Annotated in this window: 18 protein-coding genes and 1 other annotated feature; of the genes, 6 read left to right on the forward strand and 12 right to left on the reverse strand. The window is 51.8% G+C overall.

Annotated elements, in window-relative coordinates; translation table 11 throughout:
• Positions 1-70: 70 nt before the first annotated feature.
• From FCN15_RS01240 to FCN15_RS01250, 3 genes are all read right to left on the reverse strand, one after another.
• On the reverse strand, positions 71-2305 hold the full coding sequence (locus FCN15_RS01240; protein ID WP_138493124.1) for a helicase-associated domain-containing protein: 2235 nt from the start codon (positions 2303-2305) through the stop codon (positions 71-73).
• Between the two features lie 3 nt (positions 2306-2308).
• Positions 2309-4075, reverse strand: coding sequence for a DNA repair helicase XPB (locus tag FCN15_RS01245; protein ID WP_138493125.1), 1767 nt, complete (start codon positions 4073-4075; stop codon positions 2309-2311).
• Between the two features lie 282 nt (positions 4076-4357).
• Positions 4358-5545: a M20 family metallopeptidase gene (locus tag FCN15_RS01250; protein WP_138493126.1), complete on the reverse strand. Its 1188-nt coding sequence runs from the start codon at positions 5543-5545 to the stop codon at positions 4358-4360.
• Positions 5546-5826: 281 nt separating this feature from the next.
• Here FCN15_RS01250 and FCN15_RS01255 point away from each other — a divergent pair, with 281 nt between their 5' ends.
• Both FCN15_RS01255 and ftsW read left to right on the forward strand, forming a co-directional pair.
• Positions 5827-6045, forward strand: a complete 219-nt coding sequence (locus FCN15_RS01255) for a hypothetical protein (protein ID WP_138493127.1) — start codon at positions 5827-5829, stop codon at positions 6043-6045.
• Positions 6042-7328 (forward strand): putative lipid II flippase FtsW, encoded by a 1287-nt coding sequence (gene ftsW / locus FCN15_RS01260; protein ID WP_238996452.1) that lies wholly within the window; start codon positions 6042-6044, stop codon positions 7326-7328. The genes FCN15_RS01255 and ftsW overlap by 4 nt, the downstream gene beginning before the upstream one ends.
• 114 nt (positions 7329-7442) lie before the next feature.
• Here the strand turns inward: ftsW and FCN15_RS01265 are convergent, their stop codons facing one another.
• Positions 7443-7805, reverse strand: coding sequence for an Asp23/Gls24 family envelope stress response protein (locus FCN15_RS01265; protein WP_138493128.1), 363 nt, complete (start codon positions 7803-7805; stop codon positions 7443-7445).
• A 223-nt stretch (positions 7806-8028) separates the two neighbouring features.
• Here FCN15_RS01265 and cax point away from each other — a divergent pair, with 223 nt between their 5' ends.
• Positions 8029-9099, forward strand: coding sequence for a calcium/proton exchanger (gene cax, locus FCN15_RS01270; protein ID WP_138493129.1), 1071 nt, complete (start codon positions 8029-8031; stop codon positions 9097-9099).
• A gap of 101 nt (positions 9100-9200) precedes the next feature.
• On the opposite strand, the gene FCN15_RS01275 is transcribed toward cax, so the two are convergent.
• The 5 genes from FCN15_RS01275 to FCN15_RS01295 all read right to left on the reverse strand — a co-directional run bounded on the left by FCN15_RS01275 (position 9201) and on the right by FCN15_RS01295 (position 14244).
• Positions 9201-9512 carry an Fpa/YlaN family protein gene (locus FCN15_RS01275; protein ID WP_138493130.1) on the reverse strand — a complete coding sequence of 104 codons (312 nt, stop codon included), beginning with the start codon at positions 9510-9512 and terminating at the stop codon, positions 9201-9203.
• A gap of 186 nt (positions 9513-9698) precedes the next feature.
• On the reverse strand, positions 9699-9944 hold the full coding sequence (locus FCN15_RS01280) for an HPr family phosphocarrier protein (protein WP_138493131.1): 246 nt from the start codon (positions 9942-9944) through the stop codon (positions 9699-9701).
• 92 nt (positions 9945-10036) lie between these two features.
• Complete coding sequence (locus tag FCN15_RS01285; protein ID WP_138493132.1) at positions 10037-11152, reverse strand: aminopeptidase; 1116 nt, start codon at positions 11150-11152, stop codon at positions 10037-10039.
• A gap of 142 nt (positions 11153-11294) precedes the next feature.
• Complete coding sequence (locus FCN15_RS01290) at positions 11295-12131, reverse strand: hypothetical protein (RefSeq protein WP_138493133.1); 837 nt, start codon at positions 12129-12131, stop codon at positions 11295-11297.
• Positions 12132-12228: 97 nt separating this feature from the next.
• Positions 12229-14244 carry a sensor domain-containing diguanylate cyclase gene (locus FCN15_RS01295; RefSeq protein ID WP_138493134.1) on the reverse strand — a complete coding sequence of 672 codons (2016 nt, stop codon included), beginning with the start codon at positions 14242-14244 and terminating at the stop codon, positions 12229-12231.
• 444 nt (positions 14245-14688) lie between these two features.
• On the opposite strand from FCN15_RS01295, the gene rpsD reads away from it, so the two are divergent.
• Positions 14689-15288, forward strand: coding sequence for a 30S ribosomal protein S4 (rpsD, locus tag FCN15_RS01300; protein WP_138493135.1), 600 nt, complete (start codon positions 14689-14691; stop codon positions 15286-15288).
• 74 nt (positions 15289-15362) lie between these two features.
• On the opposite strand, the gene tyrS is transcribed toward rpsD, so the two are convergent.
• Positions 15363-16616, reverse strand: a complete 1254-nt coding sequence (gene tyrS, locus FCN15_RS01305; RefSeq protein WP_138493136.1) for a tyrosine--tRNA ligase — start codon at positions 16614-16616, stop codon at positions 15363-15365.
• Positions 16617-16680: 64 nt separating this feature from the next.
• Positions 16681-16934 (reverse strand) — a binding site (T-box leader).
• Between the two features lie 156 nt (positions 16935-17090).
• Between tyrS and FCN15_RS01310 the strand changes: the two genes are divergently transcribed.
• Positions 17091-20192, forward strand: coding sequence for a transglycosylase domain-containing protein (locus FCN15_RS01310; protein ID WP_138493137.1), 3102 nt, complete (start codon positions 17091-17093; stop codon positions 20190-20192).
• Positions 20193-20294: 102 nt separating this feature from the next.
• Here the strand turns inward: FCN15_RS01310 and acsA are convergent, their stop codons facing one another.
• The gene (gene acsA / locus FCN15_RS01315; protein ID WP_420819530.1) at positions 20295-22025 is read right to left on the reverse strand and encodes an acetate--CoA ligase; all 1731 of its coding nucleotides are present in this window, start codon (positions 22023-22025) and stop codon (positions 20295-20297) included.
• A gap of 265 nt (positions 22026-22290) precedes the next feature.
• Between acsA and FCN15_RS01320 the strand changes: the two genes are divergently transcribed.
• Positions 22291-22947 carry a GNAT family N-acetyltransferase gene (locus FCN15_RS01320; RefSeq protein WP_138493138.1) on the forward strand — a complete coding sequence of 219 codons (657 nt, stop codon included), beginning with the start codon at positions 22291-22293 and terminating at the stop codon, positions 22945-22947.
• Between the two features lie 68 nt (positions 22948-23015).
• Here FCN15_RS01320 and FCN15_RS01325 read toward each other — a convergent pair whose 3' ends face one another.
• The gene (locus FCN15_RS01325; protein ID WP_138493416.1) at positions 23016-25856 is read right to left on the reverse strand and encodes a DUF5704 domain-containing protein; all 2841 of its coding nucleotides are present in this window, start codon (positions 25854-25856) and stop codon (positions 23016-23018) included.
• Positions 25857-26256: the final 400 nt, after the last annotated feature.

The raw sequence follows: 26256 nt of genomic DNA on the forward strand, positions 1-26256 counted from the left end.
TTATAAACAGGTAGTCTTATTTATCATATCATAAACCCATCACCAGCAGAAGATAAAATCAGGCGGCACCCTAGATTCTTTCAGGCAGGGTGATCCGGATCCCCTGGATATCCTCGGCGCTCAGTTCGGTAAATCTGCCCGCAGGGCAGCTGCTGCTGTCCCCTCCCAGCGCTAAATCCGCTGCCGCTCTCCACTGTGCTCCGCCTTTAATCCATTTGGGCAGAGCGGAATAAGTGCCGTCTGCCAAACGAAGCTCGATTCCCGCCTTCCAGTCCATCGCCTGCTGGAACAGCAGCTTCACTGTCGAGGCATGATAAGACTTTAATTCACGCGTCCAGGAGCCGGGAATGCTGTGAAACCCCGGGAACAGCTCTTCATAATCCGGAACGGAAGCTTCATCTGGCTGAGGACTCACCGGCTTTGCCGGCTTCATTGACTTCATTGGCTTTATCGGCTTTACCGGCTTCATCAGCTTTATCAGCCTGCCCGCATAAATCCAAGGATCAGATCCTTCTTCAAGCTCCGCCTCCGGTTCGGGCACATCACCAAACACTCGGGGATAGTCTCCCGTCTCCTCGGCCCCCTCTGCTCCAGCAGGCGCCTTCAGAGGCGCCAGGCCCAGCTTGTCGAGCTCCCGGCTGATTGGGTCAAACTCCTCCTCCCGTACAATGAAATCCTTCGGGCCGATCTGCTGGATAATGCCCGCCGGGAGCTTGGCCGCAGAGATCCGCTCTGCGGCTGCCTCATCCGCGCAGCGAAGCAGCGTCACCCGGGCGAACGAGACCCGGCCCAGCTCGCTTCCCCACTGGCGCAGCGCGAGCCTGACATGATCAGGCAGGCCTGAACGGGCGGCACGCTCAAAGAACACGATAATCTCCTCCGGGGTCCGGCCAGCGTGTAATGCAGCCTCAACCGATTCGCGGGTAAGACGGTAAACGGTCATGACATCCTCGGACACCGGCTCGCAGCAAAGCTCCAGCTCCCATCGAACCGTATAAGGGGTATCAGGAGGAACGAGAATTTCGTAATTAGGCTCGGCATACAAGCAGCCGTCAGGCTGAATTTCATAAGCGTTCCCTGCCTTACAGACCCGGTTCCCTTCTTCAGCCCCTGACAGCAGCAGCATCCCCTGTTCTCCATGATCATCGGCTAATTCGGGTTTGCGGACCCATCTGAACATGAGGGCTGCAGGAACAGAGGAAGCCGGGGAATTCATGAGATTCAGAAATTCCGGGAACTCTGCCAAATCGCCGCAGTCCAGCAAGGCTGCGCCTCCTGCGTACCCCGCGCTCCCCGCTGCGCGTTCCCCTTCATGCTCACTTGAATATCCAAGCTCCATCCAGCCAAATGCGCATAACAGATTTAACCAGGCTGCAAGCCACAGCTGTTCGGCAGGCAGCCCAGTCTGCCCGCCTTGTCCGGCCTGAGGTGACGCATCCGGAGAAATGCCCTTCTTTCTCAGAAGCCTGAATAGGTCATCAACGCTTTGCCACATGCCGGGCTTCCAGGACGGCAGCAGCAGCACGGCAGCTGCATGCTGAAGAAACGGGCGGGGCGGCACATATCTTGTCAGCAGCTCCTTCATGATCAGCCCGTCCATCTGTGCTTCCGGGAGCTTGAGCCAACGGGCTAAAGCCGGCCCGCTGATTTTCCATCCTTTGGGATGCAGCTGAACAAGTCCAAACGACAGGGCCAAATCCAGCAGAACGGCAATGGACGGAGGATAATGCTCCTGCTCCGCGTACTGCAGCTGAAGCCCTGCCACATCCTCGTCCTGAATCGGGATGATTTCCGCTAATCGCTTTAAGGAACGGAGCTGCAGTTTTCCTTTGGAGGTAAGAGAGAGGCCCCCTTTGGCAATAAAAGAGAGGGTTTTGAGCAGAGTCCGGGAAATGCCGTGCCTGCCTTCCTTTAGAAGCCGGACATGCCGGGTCCGGGCCGCCGGGTGTCCGCCGGTTTCCCATTCGGGTTCAAACTGCTGCTGCGAAAGGGAGAGGAATTCGCTCATGGACAGGGCAAAATAGTTCTCGCCCCAGCCCCGGCTGATGGTCTGCACGATACCGGCCCTCCGGAGCAGATGAAGTCCGTACACAAGCTCCGCTCCCGAGCAATAAGCCGTTGCCTTCCCCTCAAGCTGCTCCTGTGAAAAGGGCTGGGCGGCAAACCTGCTGAATATCAGCTGCAGCGTCCGCTCCTGCAGTCCGCTCTTCGGCTTCACGGCCTGCGCCTCTGCATGGCCCGCTGCTGCTGGCTCACCGGCTTCAACGTTCCTTCCGGTTATCCGGCTTGAATGAAATTCGCTCACCACTCATGCCTCCTTTGACTCCGGCAGCAGGTCCGGCCCGCTGCTTCCCGCAGGTACCACGGTATAGTGATATCCCTGTTCCACCAGGAACAGCTGTCTTTTTCCCGCGAATGCTTCCTCTTTGGTCCGGTCTGATACAATACTGTAAAAATAAGCCCGGTTCCCGCCTGTCTTGGGCCGGAGAATACGCCCTAAACGCTGCGCCTCCTCCTGCCTTGAGCCGAAGCTGCCTGAAATCTGAATCGCTACCGCGGCATCGGGCAGATCGACGGCAAAGTTGACGACCTTCGAAACCGCCAGCACATGAATAGCGCCTGTCCGGAAAGCTTCATATAAAACGCTGCGCTGTTCCTGCGAGGCTGCTCCCGAAATCAGCGGAATCTGCAGCTCGGAAGCCAGCTTGGCCAGCTGATCGACATATTGGCCGATAATCAGAATCTGCTGTTCCTGGTGCCGCTTGACAAGCTGGCGCACAACCTGGAGTTTGTCGGGATTTTCCGAGGCCAATCTGAATTGGCTCCTGCTGCCTGCCTGGTCATAAAGCCTGCGGTACTCATCAGATAACGGCACCCGGATTTCGCAGCATGCCGCTTCGGCAATCCAGCCCTGATGCTCAAGGTCCTTCCAGAGAATTTCTTTCTGCTTGGGCCCGATGAGTGAAAAGACATCCTGCTCGCAGCCGTCTTCCCGGACCAAGGTTGCGGTCAGCCCCAGCCTCCGGGTCGCCTGAATATCGGCAGTTGCCCGAAAGACGGGAGCAGGGAGCAGGTGAACCTCATCATAAATGATGAGCCCCCAGTCGCGTCCGTTCAGCAGCGACAGATGCCTGAACCCCTCTTCTTTACGCGTCCGGTGGGTGAGAATCTGGTAGGTGGAGACCGTGACGGGACGAACTTCTTTCTTCTCGCCTGAATATTCACCCACTTGCTCCGGGGAGAGTGTTGTTTTGCTGGTCAGCTCCTGAATCCACTGCCTGACAGAAGTGATGCTGGAGGTCAGAATCAAGGTTTCGCATTGGAGCCGCTGCATGGCCCCGAGCCCGATGACCGTTTTGCCTGCGCCGCACGGCAGCACCTGCACCCCGCTGCCGGCAGGACCGCCGCTGTCAGCGCGGTCAGCATCTGCTAAAGCACCTAATGCGCCCGCAAATGCGTCCACACAGACCTGCTGGTAGCTTCTAAGGCCAAATGGCGTGCCATCAGGCAGCGCAGGGCGAAATTCAAAGGCAAGCGGCGCACCCGCCCGGTAGCCGACTTCGTCAATGACGGGGTAGCCAAGCCTGGTCAGTTCCTGCTTCAGTAGTCCCCGCGAGGCGGACTTGACATAAACAGTCTGCTCATCAGCCCTTACGATGCCTAACTGTTCCATTCCATTTTTCTGCAGGCTCAGCTTTTGAAGAAGCCGTTCAAGAACCTCTTCGTTCCCTGTCTGCACATACAGCTCAAGCTGCCCTTCCTCACGCATGGAGGATTTGAGAGCCAGCTGGCCGTATCTTCCCATCCACAGCGCCACATCCTCTTCAACTTTACCCGGCACCGGCCAGCGGGACAGCTCCCTCAGCTTGCCAATCACCCCCTCAGGTGTCTCGCCCAGTGCGGCCGCATTCCATAATGACAGTGGAGAGATGCGGTAGGTGTGGAAGGCCGAGGGAGTCTTGACCAGCTCCGCAAATTCGCCAAGCAGCTCCCTGGCCCGACCGAACTCCGGATGTGCCGTCTCCAAGAGCACGATGTGATCGTTCTGCACGATGCAAGCGCCTTGTCCTTTCATTTCTTCTTGTCCCTCCTGACTTGGCAAGCCGGCAAATGCGGCGGTGCAGGCCGACCGGCTTGTACAAAGCAAAGAGCCCCGGCCGCAAACGGCGGGGGCTTCCCATTTTTGACACATCTGCCGATCTTCTAAACTGGAACCTACGGCTGGAATCTCCGTCCGGACTCCGGTCAAGCCTGCTGCCCTGATTAGTAGAGTTTCCCAAAAATGCGGCAGTCATGCACAAGCTGCATCCCTAAAGAAATGAAATTTTAACGCTTAAAAATGACGCCGCACACTGAATTATTCTGCGGATGCGGGCTGCGGCCATTCCTGCATATAATTTTCCGCGAGTGCAATCAGAATCCTTGCCGCATGGCCCATCGCCTCTTCATCAAGATCAAACTTGGGGTGATGGTGAGGATATTCCGCGCCTTTCTCCGGATTCCCGGCTCCAACCAGGATAAAGCAGCCCGGCACTCTCTGCAGATAGTAGGCAAAGTCTTCCGCAGGCATAATCGGCTGAGTCAGTTCCGTCTTGATTCCTTCAAGGCCGCCCGCCACTTTGAAAAATCTTGCCGTCTCTTCATTATCATTCACGAGCGGCGGATAACCCGGCACATATTCCAGGCTTGCGCTTGCCCCGTAGCTGCTGGCCGTATGCTCCACCACCGAAGCAATCCGCTCCCGGATCAGCTCTCTGGACGTCTCGTTAAAGCATCGAACCGTACCCGCCAGCCTGCAGCGCTCAGCAATGACGTTCTGCACGGTTCCCGCATGGAACGACCCGATCGTAACTACAGCCGGATCCAGCGGATTCACCGAACGGCTCACAATGCTCTGCAGCTGCATCACCAGAGCCGATCCCGCCACAACGCTGTCGATGGTCTTATGAGGCATGCCGCCGTGGCCTCCGCGCCCGTGTATATCCACAAAAAATTCATCCGTCGAGGCCATCATGGGCCCCGGGGCAGAAGCGGCCGTGCCGACCGGAATCGGCGTCCAGAGATGGACCCCGTAAATGACATCCACCCCATCCAGGGCCCCTTCGTTAATCATAGGCAGAGCCCCGCCCGGACAAACCTCTTCCGCCGGCTGGAACAGCAGCCTGATTTCACCGCGGATAAGGTCTCTTCTCCCGGCAAAATATTCCGCTAACGCGAGCAGCACAGCCGTATGGCCGTCATGACCGCAGGCATGCATGACGCCCGGCACCTCCGACTTGTAGTCCGTATTCTTCTCGTCCTGAATCGGCAGGGCGTCCATATCCGCTCTAAGCGCAACTACGGGTCCCGGCAGGCTGCCTTTGATAATCCCGACTACACCGTTGCCCCCCACCTTCGTTCTCATCTCTACTCCGGCCTTCTGCAGTACGTCCGCTATAAAGGCTGAAGTTTCCTGCTCCTTGAAAGACAGCTCAGGGTGACGATGCAGATAACGCCTGCGCTCGACCATCACCGGATACAATTGTTCTACTTCTCCCCGTCCCATAAGCTTTCTACCTCCGCCTGATTGCCGGACCGTCTTTGCTCCCGGCTTTTCCTCTTATTGTAACAGAAATCAAAAGCAATAGGACAGCCGGCCGCAAACCCGCACCACAAGCGGCCTCCAGCCCTCAAAAAAGCTGCCCTGTTCCGCCTTCTGCACGCTTGCGCAAGCCTGGTAAACATACTATCATGGTAGGTACAACGTATACGCAGAGAACTTATTTCTTCGCATTCTTCGCGATATTCCTATGGCAATTTGCTAGTTTAATAGTTAGGAGGGTGTTCATGCACGTGGATACCGGGGCCGAAATTCAAGGCAGAAACGGCGCTGCCCGTATCAACTCAACCAATCTGCTGCTCGGCTTAAACATAAGTCACACGACCGTAACGGAACATTCCGGGAGCCCGTTCCCGCTCCCTGTCTTCTCTCACCTCAGTCCCTCTTTCCTTGAGAGCGGCCGGATGAATCCGGCGGACTCTGCTGACAGGCGGATAAACGGATGAGCCGGAATAGCGGGAACAAGAAGAAGGAACCTCAGCAGAATATGGCCAGACGGGGAACACCGGACTTTCAGCTGCTCATATTGACCCTGCTGCTGGTCGGATTTGGACTGGTTATGGTATTCAGCTCCAGCTCCAGCATTGCTGTTACTAATGAAAAGTTTAATTATGACTCCATGTTTTTTGTAAAAAAGCAGCTGATGTTCGCTGTTGGCGGCCTATTCTGCATGTTTATCGCCATGAACATTCCGTTCCAGCGCTACAAGAAGCTGTTCGTTCCAGCGTTTATTATCGTCATCTTCGTGCTGCTGCTGATGCCGTTTATCGGATCGCAGCTAAACGGTTCACGAAGCTGGCTTATTCTAGGGCCTATCAGCATTCAGCCAACGGAATTTGCTAAAATTACGATTATCCTGTACCTGTCCGCCCTGATTACCAAAAAAGGCGAGCGGCTCCGGGATCTCCGGACCGGATATATTCCGGTCACGATGATCGTCGGCTTTGTGGCCGGACTGATAATGCTCCAGCCGGACTTCGGCTCCTGCCTGATTCTGGTCGCAACCTCCGGCCTGATTATTTTTGCGGGCGGGGCCAATCTGAAGCATATTATGGCGTCGCTGCTTCTACTGGCTGTAGGGCTCGGCCTGGTTCTAGGTGCTAAAGCCCTTATTGACGGCCTGCACTCTTCCGGGGCTGCCGACTCCATCGCCTCAAACTACAAAACAGGACGTTTCCAGGCCTTTATCGATCCTTTTAAAGATGTCAAGGGTTACGGCTGGAACCTGATTCAGTCGCTGACCGCAATCGGCCACGGCGGCTTAACGGGCACCGGATTCGGCCAAAGCATTCAGAAGCTGCACTATTTGCCGAATCCGTACAACGACTTTATCTTCTCTGTCATCGGGGAAGAATTCGGCTTTATTGGAACCCTGCTGTTCCTCTTGATCTATGTTTATTTCATTTGGCGCGGCCTGCTTGTCTCCCTGCGCTGCCAGGATACATTCGGCATGCTCGTCGGTGTAGGGATTATGGGGCTTATCGCGATCCAGGCCTTCATAAACATCGGCGGTGTCACACGGACCATCCCGATTACAGGCGTAACGCTGCCGTTCATCAGCTACGGAGGCTCCTCCCTCCTCATGATGATGGCGAGTGTGGGCATTGTGCTCAGCATCTCGCGGTCCTCTGCGGCCGTTCAGAAGCGTGAAGTGACCAAATCCGTTGTGGTTCGTGAAGATGAATTAAACGAACGCCGCCGCCGTTACGGCCGATATGAAACCCGCTGAACCTCAAAAAGTCCGGAACCAGAACTCTGGCCGGACTTTTTGCTGTTCCCTCTTAAACGGAATCCTGTGCGCTTCTTGAATTTTACTTCTCTTCGGGCGCTGCTTAGACAAAACTTAAATTTCGTCGTTCTTGAACGCTACGCCTTCGACTTTCACGTTCACTTCAACCACTTTAAGGCCTGTCATGCTTTCGACGGCTTCCCGAACATTTTGCTGAAGCATACGGCAGACCTCATGAATTGGGGTTTCATACAGAACCAGAATGCGCAGATCGACTGCCGCCTCGAGCTGACCGACTTCAACGGTCACACCTTTTTGCACATTTTTGCCGCTGAGCCGTTTGGCCCAGCCTTCAGATAGACCTCCGGACATCGCTGCAATACCAGGCGTTTCAAGGGCAGCCATTCCTGCGATCTTGGCTACCACGTCGTCCGCGATCCGAATTGCGCCCGTTGCGAGCGCCAATTGATCGGTCATGGCTAATCCTCCCTACCCTGCTTGACGACACTTTCTGCAAAAGCATCCGTCAGCAAGCTCATTTATTTACAATTGTAATTGCAACCGCCTTGGAAAGCAAATGTAGACTTGCACTTGATTTTTCGTTTATAATTTTCCTCATCTTGGTTATATTGAATTTGTAATGTTTTGTCGGGGCTACCATTACATTCGGTTCATTTAATTGGAAAAAGAGGTGTCTTTATTGAAGAAATTGTGGTTTCCTGCACTACTGATTATCAGCTTTATCCTGAGCGCTGTCGGACATTACGCCGGATTCCCCTATACGCTGGAGTTTATTATCTCCGCAGTATCGGTCATCTTTGTAGCCGGCTTCCTGGGCAAAGCGACAGAGAGCGTCGCTCATCATGCGGGCCAGCGGCTCGGGGGATTCCTGAACGCCACGTTCGGCAACGCAGCCGAGCTGATTATCGGCATCCTGCTGGTTAAAGAAGGCGAATTTGATATGGTCAAAGCCAGCATCACGGGCTCCATTATCGGCAACCTTCTGCTGGTGCTCGGCCTAAGCGTCCTGGCTGGGGGAATCAAATATAAGATCCAGAATTACAACGTTTCGCTTGCCGGACTTAACGGTTCCCTGATGCTCCTCGCCATCATCGCACTTGGTGTACCGGCTATCTTTCTACATACCCATGCCATTGAATCCAAAGATACGAATGTGCTGAGCCTGATCGTAAGCGGCGTGTTAATTGTATCTTATCTGTTGTGGCTGCTCTTCTCTATGATTACCCACAAGGATTATTTGGCGGATGTATCCGAGGGCGGACCTTTGGATGTAGAGCACGAAGAAGCCGCCTGGTCCAAAGGGCGTTCCATCCTCTACCTGATTATCGCAACCGTTATGGTGGCCTTCGTCAGTGAGTGGCTGGTCGATACCCTGGATCCAATTACCGAAAAATTCGGACTTTCCGCCATCTTCGTCGGTGCGTTTGTCGTAGCCATTGTCGGCAACGCTGCAGAGCATTCAGCAGCTGTTATGCTGGCGCTGAAGAACAAGATCGGCGCAGCAGTCGAAATTGCAGTGGGAAGCAGCCTGCAGATTGCCCTGTTTGTTGCTCCGGTGCTCGTCTTTGTCAGCCAGCTGTTTGCTTCCGGCCCCATGGATATCGTCTTTACGGTCATCGAGCTGGCCGCAATGGGCGTAGCGGTCTTTATCGCCAAATCCATTACCCAGGACGGTTCTACCAACTGGTATGAAGGAATGCTGCTGCTCGCTGTCTATGCCATTTTGGGCGTGTCCTTCTATCTCGTATAACCTGCACCTGCATATGAGGCCTTAACAAACTAACAAAAGAAGGGGCGAATCCTCGTGCTCAGCTAAGCTGCTGAGGAGGTTCGCCCCTTTCTCATTGGCATTTATAACGTTCCGTCTTCGGACTGATTCGCCTTTTGATTCAACGCTTCGTAGAGAAGAGCCAGATTCCGCTCTAATTTACTAAGAATCTGTTTGCCGACTGTCTCGTTCACAAGACCAGCTCTTACCGCGAAATCAACTTCCTTGGAGAATCCGAACATTTGCGTGTCCAGCACTTCCTCATAGAGTGGGCAGTAGCGTGTAGCCAAGTTCTCCATCTGCACTTCAATTAACTTCTCTATTTTATAAGCGTCTTCCTGCAGCAGATTCAACGCTTTTAAATTCAGCTGTTCCTGCAAATCAGATGAAGTCATGTATCTTCTCCCCCTCTCTGTATCAGTGACCCAAGTCCACCTATTTACTTTTAATATTAAGCGATATCTGTTCTCAATACAAGACTGCTCTGAAATAACATCTTTCCGGGATCTGGAAAAGGCTGAGGCGCATGACCGTTCTAAAAAAACACCCCCTCCTGTGCGGAGAGGGTGTTCCAGCTTGCGTTACTCGGAAACCAAAGTTACTTTCAGTCCATGCTTCTCAAACACTTCCGTCATTGCTGCTTTAGCTTCCTCAGCATCCGGTCCGTGTACATGCAGCTCGTAACTACTGCCGCTAACCAAAGTTGTGAAAAGACCCAAAATACTCTTCACATCGATGTATTTATTTTCGGCCTGAAGTACGATGGAAGAAGAAAATTTTGCTGCTGTTTGAGCAATTTCCACAACCGCCTGATTGTTCGTAGCCATTTATAATCCCTCCGAATTCAGCTATGAATTGACGAATTAATCATACAATGAATCCGCTTTCTAGGCAATAGCGATGCCCGGATTAATTCCCTCTACTTGAGATTGTCCGGATTCAACGGTTCAAGCTCCGGCAGAACAAAAATGCCGTCCTTGCGGATCAAAACATCATCGAAATAAATTTCTCCGCCGCCGTACTCCGGCCGCTGGATCAGAACCAAGTCCCAATGAATGGAAGAACGGTTGCCGTTGTCAGCAATTTCATAGGCCTGTCCCGGCGTAAAATGCAGGCTGCCTGCAATCTTCTCATCAAACAAGGTGTCTTTCATCGGGTGAAGAATGTACGGATTGAAACCAATGGCGAATTCGCCGATATAGCGCGCGCCTTCATCCGAGTTTAGAATTTCATTAATCCGTTCATTATTGTTGCTGGCTGCTTTGACGATTTTGCCGTTCTCAAAGTGGAATACCACATTCTCAAACGTCACGCCATTGTACAGCGAAGCGGCGTTATAGCTGATTACCCCGTTAACGGAATCACGAACCGGAGCGGTATAAACTTCTCCGTCCGGGATATTCGCTTGGCCGGAGCATTTAATTGCATCAATTCCTTTAATGGAGAACTGCAGATCGGTTCCCGGACCTGTAATGCGGACCTTATCGGTTCGCTTCATCAATTCGGCAAGGGCATCCTGCGCGCGGTCCATCTTCGCGTAGTCCAGATTGCAGACGTCAAAGTAGAAATCCTCGAATGCTTCTGTACTTGTGTTAGCAAGCTGCGCCATACTTGCATTCGGATAACGCAGCACGACCCATTTGGTGTGCTTGACACGCTGTTCGCTATGTACGGGATGATTGTATAAAGCATTGTACATTTTCATATTTTTCTCCGGCACATCCGCCAGGTCATTCACATTTTCGCCTGCCCGGATGCCGATATACGCCTGCATTTGCTTCATCCGGTTCAGGTCAATAGCCGCCCAGGTTTTGATCTGCTCTTCCGCTGCGTTCATCAGCATTGCGCGCTGGGTCGTCTTGTCCGTCAGCTGCACAAACGGATGACCGCCGGCTTTGGCGACTTCCTCTACAATGGCATTAATCAGGTCGCGTTCACTGCCGATCATTTCGATCAGAACATTTTCCCCCGGCTGAACGTTGACGGAATAACCGACCAGATTTTGGGCAAGCTTTTGCATTCTTGGATCTTTCATAACGCTTAATTCCTCCTTAATTACAGCTGACTGCACGTCTGCTGACAGCAGCAGCAGGTGTAAATCTCCTGTCCCATTGTATCATGCCAAAGGAATAAAATCAGCGCAGGGCACAGCATTCTGTACGTACGGCTTCCGGTCCTCAGCGGTAGTCGGTGAAACGGGCGTCATTCCACAGGGTCTCGCTGTGACGGCTGCCTTTCGGGTCGGTGTAGATCATGCGGGTTTCCGAGGTTAAACGAACCGGTAGATTGGTTCTCTTGTTGATGGTCAAATGGTAAATGGTCTGGACCTTCGCCCCGGCTAAAATCTGCATCAGCTGCTGCCGGCTTGCCTCGATCAGCTGATTTCCCTCCTGCACAGCTTCGGCGTTCTGACGGTGAGGAGAGCCTGCTGTCTTCCCGTTCCAGGTTGTTTGAATGCTGTTCATTTCCGAGATCAGATGGTCTTTGAGCCTGAGCAGCTCCTGCTCGGAGTCCGGTTCAATCCGCAGCACCTGAGTTCCGCGAGCTCCCCCGGTCTCGAGACGGAGATTTTTTCTCATTTGCCGAAGCCCTTCGATCGCCGTCAACGGGTTTACCCGTCCCGCCGCTGCTGCCGTCCAAGCATCCAGCCTGCCCCCCTCCTGCCGGATGACCCAGCTGGTTCCATCCCGAAGCTCCAGTGCGGCCGGCCCATTCTGCTTCTTAAGACCAGCCCCTGAAGAATAGATTCCTCCCCGCACAGGAACAGCCTGGACAGAAAGCCGGGTATGCTGCTCCAAATCAGCTCCATACGTAAACGTCCGGGCATTCTTCGAATTCGCTTCAGGATTCACCTCCGCTTGGCCGCTGATATGAAAAGCATCTACGCCGGCCAGGCCGGCCCAGGTCAAATCAAACCACTGCTGTGCTGTACGCTGCTGCCCGCACCCCGTCAGCAGACCCATGACAAGCCCGGTCAAACCGATCCAGATAAACCGGTGTCTGCTCCTCTTCATGAATCTTCCTCCCCTTTACAGGTATAAGGTTAGGCTGTCCTTTCCGCGCACAGTTATACGGATCTGCAGCTCAAATGAACAACAAAAAAGACGCCCATCAAAGAGCGTCCTTCTCCTCCAGCCAGCTTGCCAAACTTTCAGGTGATCCGTCGCAGTAACCGATCTCTGTCCGGTTCCGCCCTCCGTTCTTTGCCCGGTAGAGCGCCATATCCGCAATAAAGAACAGCAGCTCGACACTGATGCGCTCCCGGTCAAACTGCCAGCTTCCTACCCCGCAGGATACCGTAACCTCCGGCTCCGATTCGGCAATAACCCGCTCCCGGATTCTTTCGGCAACCCTGAAGCATTCGTCAGCAGACATGTATGGAAAATAAATCGCAAGCTCTTCCCCGCCCCAGCGGGCCGCAACATCATCGCTGCGGATTGAGCCTTTGATAATATCGCATACCTGCTTCAAAATCTTATCCCCAACCTGATGGCCGTAACTGTCGTTCACCTGCTTGAACTTATCAATATCGACCACAAGCAGGGCACCGCCTGAATCATTGGCAAGCCGCTTCTTGATGCAGCGGTCTAAATAATGACGGGCGTAGAGCCCTGTTAGCATGTCCCTGTTCGCCATATGCTGTACCGCATCATACAGGGAAGCATTAGCCATGGCGAGCCCGATATGGCTGGCAAGAATTTGCAAGAGCTTATAATTATCGTAGGAAAAGAAATGCGGTTCCCTGTGCGTCAGCAGAATAGCACCGCTAAGCCTGCCTCTGAGCATCAGCGGAACCCCGATCAGGGACCTTGAATCCGTTGATTCCATGATTTTTGAGCTTGCGCCCTGAAAGGTCTCATAATCCGAAATAATGAGCGGTTCCTTCGTGTTGTAGACCAGACCACAGATTCCGTAGCTGGCCGGGAAAGGCTCCCTGTCCAGCACATCAATATTCGTCGACATGATCCGGAATTCATCACCCCGCGGGGTAAGCTCCGAAATGGCACAGAAATCAGCCTTGAAAATTTCAAGCAGCTCTTTAGTGGCGAATTCAAACAGCTCATCGGGCTTCAGGCTTTGACTAAGCTGCCTGGACAGCTCGTTAATCAGCTGAAGCTCCTGAATCAGCAGGTTTGACTGCTCATAGAGCTTGGCATTCTCAAACGCATTGCCTGCGGTATCCGCCAGGATCCCCATCAGCTGCAGATCCATATCTTTGCCCAGTTCGCCGGGGATCGAAAGATAAAACACCCCGTATACCCCCTGCTTTCCGCTCAGCGGCACGGCAATTTCCAGCATTCTTAAGCCGGAATCCGACACCCTTTCCCGGGACAGCATCGTATTCTCGGTATAGGCACGCACACATAGCTCGTCATGCTCATTATCCGTATTAAAACGCAGCGGTTTGACCTGAAGACTGTCACTGCTCTTAAAATCCTGGGTCATCAGCAGCTCCAGATGGGCTCCGGGATAAATAACGCTCATGCTGTCTAATACTTCGTTCAAGACCGCTCCGACATCAATTTTATCGTGAATCCTCTTCACAATTTGCAGCAGGGCTGTCCAGCGGGCCGATTCCCGTTCGTTCTGCCTCTGTAAATTGTAGAGATCTCCCATAAACAATTGATTCAGCTTACGATAGAAGCAGGTGCCAAAATGTCTGGAGGCCTGCATCGCCAACGCTAAATTCTCGGAGTTGGAAGCATCGATGCATACCAGTACAGCATACACCTCTTCGAACTTCCGGGTTCTAACCGGAACAGCCGCAGCGGCGCATCCAGGTTCGATCACCCGTTCAGGTTCTCCGGTCGTCAGCACCATGCCGGCAGCGGCGGCTAAACGGGCGGTCTCTGCCTCCTCCGGCTTTCCTGTCCCGGCAATGATTTTTCCTGTGTAATCAACCAGGTACCAGCCGGCCGATTCTAATCCGTAGACAGGCAGGGCATCCTCTGCCCAATTGGAGAAAGCTTGCTGCAGAAGCTCTTCTATATAAGGGAAGTCATGCCGCGTAATATCCATATCGTCCAGCCAGTCTTCAGCTTGTCCGGCAGGCTGCGTATTCCCTGTATTCAGAAAAGCAATATCAGTGTTATGTCTAGTTCGGTTCTCCTTTAGATATTCAGCCATAGAGAAAGCTCCTTTTTGCCGTTAAACCTTCGGCTTGTGATACCCGCTACCCTGCCAAATCCAAAATTACTTTCCAAAGAGGATATTTTGATACCGTATATTCTACTATTTCTATAACCAATTTGCACTAGGAATCAACCTGAACAGCAACTTTTTTTAGTCCAAAAGACCTATCGACAAAATTCTGCGTTTTATTAAACGTCATGCGCTTGACTTTGCCTGCTGAGTCCTATATCATTTAATGTTGAAAAAGACTGGATAGAGTCTTTGCTTGGGCGTAATGAATTGTGTCACCCTCACGGGCTTTGTTGCTGTCAGGACAGCGGCTGAACTTTCCTGGCAGAAGAGCGGATTATCTTCTATCCCTCCGTTCGTCAATACAAAACCGGCGCAAATAGTGTAGCCCCCTACTAAATTTATTTAATAAAGGAGTCTACTTATACAATGGCACGTTACACTGGTCCTAAATTTAAACTCAGCCGCCGTCTTGGAATTTCCCTGAGCGGTACAGGTAAAGAATTGAAACGCCCTTTCCCTCCGGGACAACATGGTCCTAACCAGCGCAGAAAGATGAGCAACTACGGTATGCAGCTTCAAGAGAAGCAAAAACTGCGTCACATGTACGGTATGGGAGAGAAGCAATTCCGCACTTTGTTCTCCAAAGCGCACAAAATGCCAGGTATTGCCGGCGAGAACTTCATGTTCCTGCTTGAAAGCCGTTTGGACAACCTGGTTTACCGTCTTGGTTTCGCTAACTCCCGTGCAGGTGCCCGCCAGCTGGTATCCCACGGTCACGTGACTGTAAACGGTAAAAAAGTCGACATCGCTTCTTACCAGGTAAACACTGGCGACGTAATCGGCTTGCGTGAAAGAAGCCGTTCCTTGACTTCCATCAAAGAAGCTCTTGAGAACCGCACCCATCTTCCAGCTTACCTGGAATACAACGACAGCGCTGTTGAAGGCAAGTACATCCGTCTTCCTGAACGCGCTGAGTTGTCCCAAGATATTGACGAGAAACAAATCGTCGAATTCTACAACCGTTAAGATTAAGCTTAATAAGCTTAATGAAGAAAGCCCCTCATGCGAGGGGCTTTCTTTTATTTAATATAATCAGCTTTTTATTTAATAATCAGTTTAGCAAATTTGCGTTTGCCGACCTGCACAATATCACCGGTCTTCACGGCTGCTTCGCCGTTCACATCGGTCATTTTCTCCTCGTTGATCTTGAGCGAACCCTGCTGGATGCTGCGTTTCGCTTCCCCGTTGGAAGCTGCAAAGTCAAGCAGCGTAAGCAGTTTGATCAAGCGGATTTGGCCGTTCTCAAGTTCAGCTGAATCGATCTCAACCTCTTGAATGTCATCCGGCAGAGCGCGCTGCTGGAATACGGTCACGAAGTGGTCCTGCGCCGAAGCTGCCGCTTCTTCCCCATGGTACATGCGAACAAGGGTGTAGGCGAGCTTCATTTTTGCATCGCGCGGATGCAGCGTCTCCTCCTTGAGGCCTTGTCTCAGAATATCCAGCTCTTCATTGGTGAGATCGGTTACCAGCTCGTAGTATTTGAGCATCAGCTCGTCCGGTACGGACATCGCTTTGCCGTAAATCTCGTTCGGCTCCTCATCAATCCCGATGTAGTTATTCAGGCTCTTGCTCATCTTCTTCTCGCCGTCAAGCCCCTCGAGCAGCGGGGTCATCATAATGACCTGAGGCTCCTGACCATACTCCTTCTGCAGGGTGCGGCCCATGAGCAGGTTGAATTTCTGGTCAGTTCCGCCAAGCTCAATATCACATTTCAGCGCAACAGAGTCCATGCCCTGCATAAGCGGGTAGAAGAATTCGTGAATGCTGATCGGCTGGCCGCTCGTGTAGCGTTTCGTGAAATCGTCACGTTCCAGCATACGGGCGACGGTTACTTTGGCTGCAAGCTTCACTACATCTTCAAAAGTCATCGGTCCGAGCCATTCGGAGTTAAAGAACACTTGAGTCTTCTCAGCGTCGAGAATCTTAAAGATCTGCTTCTTGTACGTTTCAGCATTGCGCAGCACATCTTCTTTAGTCAGCTGCTTGCGGGTTTCCGATTTGCCTGTCGGGTCGCCGATCATACCGGTAAAATCGCCGATAATCAGCTGCACCTGGTGGCCAAGCTCCTGAAACTGGCGCAGCTTCTGCATCACGACTGTATGGCCGATGTGAATATCCGGCGCTGACGGATCAAGACCCAATTTTACTTTCAGCGGAGTTTTAGCCGCCACCGATTTCATCAGCTTTTGCTTCAATTCCTCCTCAGGAACGGTCTCCACCACTCCCCTGTTCAAAATGACCAGCTGGCGCTCTACCTCTTCACGCTGCGGCAGCGTTAATTCATCCCATTTCATTCTGAATGCCTCCTAAATATCGTATTGGTCCAAAAAAAACGGCGCAAAAAAGCTCCTTCTCATCCCAAGGGACGAGAAGGAGCGCTCGCGTTACCACCCTAATTAAAACCGATGCCCATAACCTGATATAATTCAGGCATCATCGGTTTTCACTTCATTTCCATAACGGTTCCCCGGTACCGGACTACTAGCAGGTTTGCTTTCCCCCGGACAGCTCCAGACTGTAATTCAAAGACGTTTGCTTTACGGTTCGCACCAACCACCGTTTCTCTGAGCAGCAGAATTTCGTCTTTTACTGTTGTCCTTCCCAGCTTTTTCGAATATGCAGCTTTAAGCTTTTTTATAACACAGATCAAATTAGCAAGTCAAGGCCGGGTATTGCCTGCATTACCAGAAACCATCCAATCAGGTCGAATTGAGGATTCAAACCCCGCTTTTTGTGCTATAATGTTGCTTGTCAAAAGGAGGATGCTCATGGCTTTAGATAAGGATAACAGTCCGGAAAAGCAAATCCCCCAGCCCAAAAGAAGACGGGCCGGACGCATTATACTTCGAATTTTGTTGGGATTGTTCATAACAGGCCTGGCCGGTGTGCTGTTTGCCATTGGAACCGCATTCGGTTATGTATCCGCGATCGTCAAAGACGATCCGGTCCGTTCACGCGCGGACATTGAGGCGCAGATCAATTACAACGACATCACAACTTTCGCGTATTTCCGTGATGCCTCGGCGATCGGCCAGCTCCGTTCGGAAGAAGACAGACGGCCCGTGGAGTACAAGGAAATCCCTTCTACCGTAATTGATGCAGTCATTTCCATTGAAGACAATAATTTTTATGAACACAAAGGCGTTGACATCAGCGGAACACTGCGGGCAGTGAAGCAGCGCGTGCTCAAGGAGGATGTCCAAACAGGAGGCAGTACGCTGACCCAGCAGCTGGCAAGACGCGTCTTTCTGAGCCTTGACCGGACAGAGGACCGGAAGTTCAAGGAAATTCTGCTGGCGCTGAGACTGGAGCGGTTCTTGTCCAAGCAGGAGATATTGACTGCCTACCTGAACAAAGTCCCTTATGGCAACGGCTCCAACGGCTATAACCTGTACGGGATCAAAGCCGCTGCAAAAGGCATATTCGGCATCGGAGATCTCACCAAGCTGAACATTGCCGAATGCGCTTACCTGGCCGGCCTGCCGCAGGCTCCAAGCTCTTATTCAGCCTTTAACGGCAAAGGCGAATTTAATGAAACCAACTTCAGCCGCGCAGTCAAAAGGCAGCACCTTGTGCTGCAGCGGATGCTGGAAGAAGGCAAAATAAACCAGACCCAGTACGATGAAGCGCTTCAATTTGATATTAAGTCAGCGCTCGCTCCTACAACCAAGAAGGCTTACGATACTTATCCTTATCTTATGCTGGAGACGGAGCGCCAGGGCGCACAGATTCTGGCCATGCTGAAGGATCCATCACTCGACAAGGAAGCTCTGACAAGCAAAGAGAACGCCCAGCTGCTGGAGGATGCCAGACAACAGCTTCTGACCGGCGGTTACCGCATTTATACGACCATTGACAAGAAAGTCTACAGCGCCATGCACAAAGTGTCCGACAACGCGGATAACTTCTCGCCGGAAAGCACAACCAAAGGCCTGGAACAAGTGGCCGGCATGATGATTGACCACAAGACAGGCGCGATTCTCGGCATGATCGAGGGCCGCGATTTCTACACCGAGCAGATGAACTACGCGACGCAAATGGTTCGTCAGCCTGGTTCCACGATGAAGCCGTTAGCGGCTTATCTGCCTGCTTTAGAAGCAGGTTTGATCCAGCCTGCCAGCGTTATCGACGACTCGCCGATCATTCTGAAGGACTACCAGAAGGGCTACCATATTCCAGTGAACTCCAGCGGCGGATATAAAGGCCTTGTTACCGCCCGGACTGCTCTGAACGAGTCCCGAAACATTCCGGCCCTCAAGCTGTTCAACAATATGGTCGGCATCGACAAGGCCTGGGCGTTTGTCAAAAATCTGGGCATTACAACCCTTGAGGAATCGGATTATCAAGCCACCACGGGCGTGCTCGGCGGATTGGCACATGGCGTTAGCGTCGAAGAGCTGACCAATGCTTATGGAGCAATCGCCGACCAGGGTATTTATAATGATGCTTATATGATTGAAAGAATCGAAGATTCCAAAGGAAATGTCGTCTATCAGCATAAAGCGGAGCCAAGACGGGTATTTTCCGAACAGACCGCGTACCTGATGACGGATATGCTGCGCACTGTCGTTTCGGAGAGCGGCTCAACCGGCCATTCCGTAGCCAGCGACTTTAAGAAATACGGCCAAATTCCGGTCGTGGGCAAAACCGGTACAACACAGGACTATGCGGATGTGTGGTTTGAAGGCTACACCCCGGACGTTACACTTGGCATTTGGGTGGGATATGCTTCACCGTCCAATAAGCTTACCGATGACGGCAAGAAACGCGCACGCAAGATTTGGGCGCTGGTCATGAACCAGGTGACGGATGCCAAACCAGAGCTGTTTAAGACGAGTGAGTTCCCTAAACCGGACGGCATTGTCAAGAAGACCGTATCGGGCTACAGCGGCCTTCTGCCAACTGCGTTAACGAAGCAGGCAGGCAAAACGACCACTGATATTTTTAATGTCAAATACGTACCGACCAAACCTGATGATGTCCTGGTACGGGCAAAATACATCACCTACAACAATGTTAACTACATTCCGCAGGACAGTACGCCTGCCGATATGCTGCAGGAGAAGGTTGTTGTCAAACGGGATCCGCCGATTAAAGAGCTGATTCAGCAGCTTCAAAATGCTTTTGCCAATATGACGGGCGAGCACAAATCGCTGGATTACTACATTCCTAAGGATGCGGGCGAGGATGCGCCTTATGAGGCGGACCCCCGCAAAGATGACGGAAAAGCACCTGCAGCTCCGCAAGGTCTCACAGCGGGATCTGTGACGAGCCAGGCGGCAATATCTTTCAATAAAAACAGTGAGTCCGACCTTGTCGGCTATCGTCTCTACAAATCGGTAAACGGGGGCGCCTTCGAATATTCGAAGTCCCTGCTTCTCGGGGAAAAGACGCAGTTTACCGTATCCATTTCCTCTTCGGCAAGTTACGCATTCTATGTAACGGCAGTAGATGTAGCCGGCAAGGAATCGGCGCCAAGCCCCGCTGTCTCCGTAAATGACGGCTTCCTGCCGGGCTTGCCGGGACTTCCGGGTGATCCGGGTGCTATTGAAGGAGATGCTGCTGCCGGTGAAGCAGATCCCGCCGCTGCGGCGGCTGTGCCCTCTTCGCCGGGCGGGCTGAATGGAGTCATTACAGAGGCCGGCATTGCAATCAGCTGGAATTCCAGCCCTGGAGCAGAGAATGTGACAGGCTATAACGTTTATTTTTCCGATAAGCAGGATGGCAGCTACGCTCTGATCGGTTCAACCGTTCAGCCTCAATTTGATTACGCCACGTCCGGCGGCATCAGCGGTTATGTCCGGATTACGGCGGTAAACAGCATTGGAGAATCAGAGCCATCCGGAGCGATTCATATCCAGAAGAAGTAAGAACAGATGCCGTTGTCCCTAAATAGGGGCGGCGGCAGCCGAAACGAAAAAGCATCCTCTTCCCGCCCTTGGGCGAATAAAGAGGATGCTTTTATGTTTTTGCTAATCTTCAATTGTTGAAAGATCTCCGGCCGGCAGATGAAGCTCCCAGGCCTTGAGCACGCGCCGCATGATTTTTCCTGAACGGGTTTTGGGCAGCTTATCCTTAAATTCGATTTCACGCGGAGCCGCATGCGCCGACAGCCCTTCCTTCACAAACCTGGAGATTTCCGCCTTTAATTCCTCTGTCGGCTCGTAGCCGGTACGCAGGGCAACAAAGGCTTTGATGATTTCGCCGCGTACGGCGTCCGGTTTCCCGATAACCCCTGCTTCCGCAACGGCCGGATGTTCGATCAGCTTGCTCTCCACTTCAAATGGACCGATCCGTTCACCGGAGGAGTTGATCACATCATCAATTCTTCCCTGGAACCAGAAATAGCCGTCTTCATCCTGGTAAGCGGAGTCTCCTGACACATACCAGCCTGGAATGCGCATATACTCTTCGTATTTGACTTCATTGTTCCAGATCGTTCTCATCATGGAAGGCCACGGTGTACGGATTGCCAAATTGCCCATTCGATTCGGAGGAAGCACATTTCCTTGATCGTCAATAATGGCAGCATCGATACCCGGCAGCGGTTTCCCCATGGAACCCGGCTTAATCGCCATGGACGGATAGTTGCAAATGAGCTGGGCTCCGGTTTCGGTCATCCACCAAGTGTCATGAATCCGCTTCTTGTATACGGCAGCGCCCCAGCGAACGACCTCAGGATTCAGCGGTTCCCCCACAGACAGTACATGCCGCAGGCTGGATAAGTCATATTTGCCTGTCAATTCCTCCCCTGCTCCCATCAGCATACGAAATGCAGTCGGCGCGCTGTACCAGACCGTCACTTTATACTTCTCGATGGCTGCGTACCAGGCCGCCGGATCAAAACGTCCCCCCAGCACCAGATTGCAAGCCCCGTTCAGCCAAGGAGCAAAGATGCCGTAGGAGGTTCCCGTTACCCAACCCGGATCCGCCGTACACCAGTAAATATCGTCCTCGCGCAGATCCAGAACCATTTTGCCAGTGTAGTAGTGCTGGATCATGGCGTTGTGAACATGGAATACGCCTTTTGGTTTGCCTGTTGATCCTGATGTATAGTGCAAGATCATTCCGTCTTCGAGATCAACCCATTCGGTAGCTGAATCGGTAGAGGCCGAAATCACTTCCTGCTCAAAATGAAAGACACCCTTGGCTTCCGCTTCTTCCGGTGTATCTCCAACGACAAAAATGGTCCGCAGCTCCGGCAGCTCTTCTCGATTAACCCGCTGCAGCAAAGCTGAAGTGGTAACAAGGACCGAAGCGCCGCTGTCGGCCAGACGGTCTTTGACCGCTGTTTCCATAAAAGCCTCAAAGAGCGGGCCCACAACTGCACCTGCCCTGATTGCTCCCAAAATGCTAATATAAAGCTCCGGAGACCGGGGCATAAATACGAATACGCGATCACCTTTGGCTGTCCCGTGCTTGCGCAGCACATTGGCAAACCGGGCTGACCACGACTTCAAATCAGAGAACGTATAGGTCTCCTCGCGATTAGCATCGCAGTAAATCAAGGCTGTCTTCTCGCCCCGCCCTTCTGCAACATGCCGGTCGATCGCCTCATAAACCATGTTAATGAAGCCGGTCTTATGCCAGGAAAACTGCTGCTCAACCTCTTCCCAGCTAAACGCCTTGCGTGCTGTCTCATAATCTCCCAAATTCGTGTCTGATTCCGTTGCCGGAATCCATTCTCGCTGCATAGCATTCATGGTTTCATCCTCCTCAAATGTTGGCTGCATCAGACAAACATCTATATTGAAAGCGGATACAACAATGCTGGATAAGAAATAAATCTATACGAGAATACGAACTGCAACGAGGGTTAAAAGCAATGCGAGGATAAAGGAACATTTAAACAAAATTGTGAACTTTTTATGTCAACCGCATTATAGCATACCACTCTTGTAAGCGCTATAACTTTTCAAAAATTCGATTTTCTGTTATAAGTGAGTCAAAGGAAGGGGGAGGATGATCATGTTTCATTACAAAATTCATCTCAGCCATTGCCATGCGCTCGGCTCTTCAAAGGAAGGTCCAGCGGGAAGCGGCAGTGCCGTTGTTGAAGGTCCCGTCTCCGCAGAAGAGCTGGGCAGATATGAGATGCATCCCGATCTGGACGCCTTCAGGCCCCCATCCGAACAGTTGGAAGCTTTAATTGAAATTGCCGGGCTGCCAGAAGGCCGGATCATTATCGCAAGGCTCGAACAGACCATTATCGGGTACGTCACCTTTCATTATCCGGATGAGCTTGAACGCTGGTCAGAGGGCCGGATGGAAGACCTGCTGGAGCTTGGAGCGATCGAGGTTGCCGACAGCTTCCGCGGCTTTGGACTAGGTTCAGCCATGCTGAACACCGCTTGCGAGCAGGAACAGCTTGAATCCTATATTGTGTTCACAACCGAGTATTACTGGCACTGGGATTTGAAAAACAGCGGGCTCTCCGTCTGGGACTACCGGCGCATGATGGAGAAGCTGATGCAGACCGTGGACATGGTCTGGTATGCAACCGACGATCCGGAAATTTGCTCCCACCCGGCCAACTGCCTTATGGTCCGGGTTGGCAGAGACGTTCCGTTGTCTTCGAAGGAGCAGTTTGACCATATCCGTTTTCATCAGCGGTTTATGTATTGAATTTAAGAAACGGCCCTGCAGGGATTTCTCCTTGTCAGGGCCGTCTATTCGTTATTGTATTTTCTGCCCTAATGGGTCACGGCCGGGCGGAAATCATCGCGGCTGGACAGGCCAGCCTCATAGAACACGATATCTCCATCTTTAAGCTTAAACAGATGTCCCTCCGCATCTGAAGCCTGCTGCTCGTACCCTTCCATCCGCCACTGGTTCATCAGCGGGGACTGCAGATACTTCAGCCTCGGCTGTCCTCCAGCCACGCTCTGAATATCGAAATTGACGATGATGTAGCCATTTTTCAAAAAGAGCTCTGAATCCTCGGACAGCCCGCCGTTCGTCCTTCCGTACTCCGCCAGGTCCGTCCCCTGCTTCACTACATATACGCCTGCCGGCAGGCTGTATTCGCCATACCATTTCTGGACGGCGGCTAAAGCCCGCTGCGGATTCACCGAGGAAGGAATTCCGCTCTTGGGCCCTACATACGTTCTCAAATCGCTGGTCAGCTCCAGTCCATGGTAAGTCCCTTCATACGCGGAGCGTTTAGCAAACACTTGGATATAGCGAGTAACAAAGGCTTCACGGCTCATGCCGGCAAGCTGATTAAACGTATAATTATGATCATAGCGGTATAAAGCCGTGTCCACCAATTCTGCCTCCGGTATATTACGCATCGGTTCATTCAAAATGACGCCCCGTTCTACCGTGTCCTCTTCCGATCCAATCCGGATAAACCGCTGTTCTCCGCTGTGGTAGTAAAGGTCTACCGGATAACGGGTGCTGCCGTCCGTACTGACAAAATCAAAGGAAGGTGTAATCCGGATACTATCCTGTTCGGTAAACATATTCCCTTTCGTTCTGAGGTCAAACCTGAAGGTGTAGCCGGTCTTGACCGCAATGTTCCGGTAAGCAGAGTCCGGATGACTACCCGGATGGATCGGCAGCTTGTAGGGAGCCGAATTCCCGCGCAAATCTCCGTCTATGCTTCGCATCCCCACCCAATAGGCGGCACTGGAGGTCATCAGCTTGCCGATCTCGGTGCGGAACACTTTTTCCCAATTATAATCCGTAACGTCTGTCACTCGAAAATCATATAACCGGCCGATGACCTCCACATTAAGAGTGTTCATCGCTGCGTGATTTGCCAAATTGAGATTTGCGGCAGTCTGCACGTTGAAGCTTGCTGGAGCATTTTCCGAGATTGAGCGAAACAGAACCGTATAGTTGCCCTCATCTACCCAGGTTGGCATTTGGAACGTGACCTCTTCCATCGCTACCGGAATATCGATCCAGGTATTTGCCTGAATGTACTGGGTCTTAGCGGCATTCCAAACGTCAAACGGAAACTGCACCTGCTTATAGGCCGTGTACTTGGCATAATCCCGGTCCCCGTATCCCGGATAGCTCTGATGCTGCCCGCTGGTCGGCAATATAACCGTGAAGGGCCTGTCCAATATAAGCGCCGCTCTCGAAGCATTTGGCGTAATGCGCTGGTTGTGTGCCTTGTCGTCCGTGATCCCAGGGTACATGACCACTGGAGTATGAACCGTAACATTGTTTATTCCCGATATAGCAAAATTTTTATCTGCCCCTCCATTCACATTCCCCGGCAGGAGATCGTAATAAATGGTTCCTGAGCTGGCCGTGTTGGCCTTATTCAGCAAGGAGCTGCTGATGACATTGTCAGGCTTGTAGAGCACGTCTTTCCCGATCGTTGATGGATTTGGAAGATTGGATGGTGCAGGCCCATCCTTGGTAGTCAGCGTGTTATCCATGATGGTTTGGCTGTTGAATTTAACCAAATCATTTTTTACTTTGGCCTCCGTCGTGTTTGATTCAGCCATCCCTTTTAATGCAGCCGTATCATTCGGAACAGTTGGGGGTGAGTTTAACCCGCCGGTTAATACGGGAGGTGAGTACGATATGGATGCTGTTTGTCCCGCCGTTACATGACTGTTCACTGATTCGCTGTGATTGGACTGAACCGTCGGAGGCGAATATCCCGAAGGGTTCATAGTGACTACTCCACCTGGCAGGGCGTAATTACTCATCGTTGCCCGGTTGATGCTATAGACTTCCAGGTTGTTGATCTGCCAATAAGAATAATTTCGAGTAAAGCTAAACGTGTAAGACTTGGATTGACTATCTCCGGTTTCTTCTGGCTGGCCCGCAACACAAACCCCTTCGTTACAAATATCAGGCCCAGGGATCGTCCACTTTCTAACGTATGTAACATCCACTTGACAGCTATAAGTTATAGTACCGGACATTTTGGCAAAAGCTTGTTTAAAGAGATAGTTATCAGCAAAAGCATTTGTATAAAGCGACTCCGAGGTTGGAATTCCTTTAAGAACATCAAACGGCTCAGTGCCTCTGGTATCGGCTTTAATGACGCCTGCGGCATTGGGGTCCAGATCACTTGCACTTAACGTTGATGCAGTGCTTGGAGGGTTAATGGCAGGGGTGCACTGCCCGCTCCCGCTCGGTTGATCCCCCCCGTCATCTTCGTCCCCGCCGTCCGTGACAGTAAGGGTGGTAGTCGTGGTCAAAGTAAAGGGTTCTTTATGCCAGGTTACAGTAATCGTTGTTGTACCCGTACTTTTTCCCGTAATAAGTCCAGATTGGCTGACTGATGCTACCGAGTCGTTAGAAGAGTCCCACTCTATGGTTCCGCCAGAGCCAGTATTAACGTTATAGTCGGCACCGAAGTCTCCGTCACCGTTTTTTGTTTTGACCGTGGCATCTAGCTGCTTCGTAGAACCTTTGGCGATGGTGCCGCCGGAGGATAGGGTAATTTCTTTGGTTGTTTCGGCTCGGCCCCGCCAGTAAACGTCTGCGTCTGTGAGGTAGGAGGCGCTGTATTTATCACCGGAATTTCTACTATATGTTGTCCAGTTGATATTATCGCCACCTATTTTTAAGTATAATCTGGTTTTAGTGTAATCATAAAAAACGTTATCAGGAACAGTTAAAATAGGAGAACCAGGTTTATAATATTTTGCATCTGTAATATAAAACGGTCTTAAAGAGGAAAGTACAAATAAATCCGTAGAAATAGTATTTTTAGAAAGATCTTTGTATTCATTAAGTTGAGGTTGGTAATAAGAATTGCTTAAATCAAGACATAAATTGACGTCACTTTCAACTGGCAAGTTCGTTGCTGTGTCTCTATTGAGTTCTGTATTACCATTGCATGTTCCATCGACTTGCCATTTAAGAGCATCATCCTGCCAAATGTATGCCCCTACATGCGAGATTTGGCTGGCTTCAATTGGTATAACATATGTCTGACTTTTAGCTGGAGTACCAGGTACT

It is taken from the genome of Paenibacillus pinistramenti, assembly GCF_005869875.1.
Taxonomy (GTDB): Bacteria; Bacillota; Bacilli; order Paenibacillales; family Paenibacillaceae; genus Fontibacillus; species Fontibacillus pinistramenti.